Raw genomic sequence first — 1,333 nt, 5'->3', positions numbered from 1 at the left:
TACTAAGCATCCCCTTTTGGGGCGGCGAGTTGTGTGCGCCGACGGAACTGGGCTTTTAGCAGCTGACACGGAAGAAAATCAAGGTGTGTGGCCTCAGCAATCGAGCCAAAAGGAAGGCTGTGGTTTTTCGCAGATTCGTTTGTGCGCTTTGTGTAATTTACATACTGGCGTTGCAATAGACTACCGAGTAGGTAATAAACGCTCACACGAATTACCATTACTTAGAGATCAAGAAAATAGTTTCGCTAAAAATGACGTTTTTATTGGTGATAAGGGCTTTATTTGCTTTTATGACCAGGCTAGATTACTAGATATTGGAGTTGACTCAATCGTTGCTCTCGCACGTCGAAAGCCTGTCTCAGCAGGTGACGCCGAAAAAATTATTGGTGATAATGATCTTCTAATTAACGTGCCAAAATTCACTAGCACTGTGGCTCGAAGTCGATACCCAAAAGAGCGTTGGTCTGCATTACCTGATGCTATTCAGATGAGGCAGATAAAAGTTGATTTCAGCTTTCCGGGGTACCGTTCAAAGGGAGTTTACTTGCTAACAACGCTGCTGGATGAGGTTAGGTATCCTGCTGCATTGATTGCGGAGCTTTATCGCCAGCGGTGGGGAATTGAGCTCTACTTTCGTGACCTTAAAACTACTTTGGGAATGGAATTTATTAAAGCAAAAACACCTGAGATGGCTAGAAAAGAAATCCAGATGTTTTTTATCGTATTCAACGTTATACGCTACCTAATGTCGGAAGCTGGAAATGGTTCAGGTGATATCGTTCTGGCGTTTAAATCTTGCGTACAAACGTTGATATCCTATTGTAATAACGGCAACACTCTACCCACCAAAACCTCTGTAATGAACATAAGTTTTTTGCTAAGCGAAATCATGAAGTGCACGCTCTACCAAAGGCAAGGGCGGATTGAGCCTAGGCAAATAAAACAAAGGCCAAAACCCTTTAAACTCATGACAAAACCGAGATCGGTATTGAAAGAGGAAATGCTATCGCAGGCGGCTTAACTTAGTGCCATTCGGGTCAGTGTCATTGATTTTACGCGACACATGAAAATTCGGAAATTTTTGGTCAATATAAGATGTCAGGGTCACGATTACATTTCACAAAGATCAGATGCCATGTCTATAATCTATTGGGATAGATGAAAATAGATAAGGAGGTTTGCAATGGGTAAATGGCTAGGGACCGCCCCACTTTCCAATCGAGGTAATTATACTCACGGAGCAAGTCTTGCCGTAAAGTACAACAATCACAGCTTAGGAAAAGCGAAGCTTTCCCAAGAAAATCTTAATGCCATAGGCGGCGCTTACGACCTT

Annotated in this window: 1 protein-coding gene; it reads left to right on the top strand. The window is 42.7% G+C overall.

The window, feature by feature from the left end:
* Positions 1-1,021: IS4 family transposase (locus ACFQEU_RS16045; RefSeq protein ID WP_379783793.1), on the top strand; the 1,021-nt coding region annotated here is incomplete at its 5' end.
* Between the last annotated feature and the right edge of the window lie 312 nt (positions 1,022-1,333).

This window comes from Halorubrum tibetense (assembly GCF_042661865.1).
Classification (GTDB): domain Archaea; phylum Halobacteriota; class Halobacteria; order Halobacteriales; family Haloferacaceae; genus Halorubrum; species Halorubrum tibetense.
This window is presented reverse-complemented; position numbering and strand designations above follow the sequence as displayed.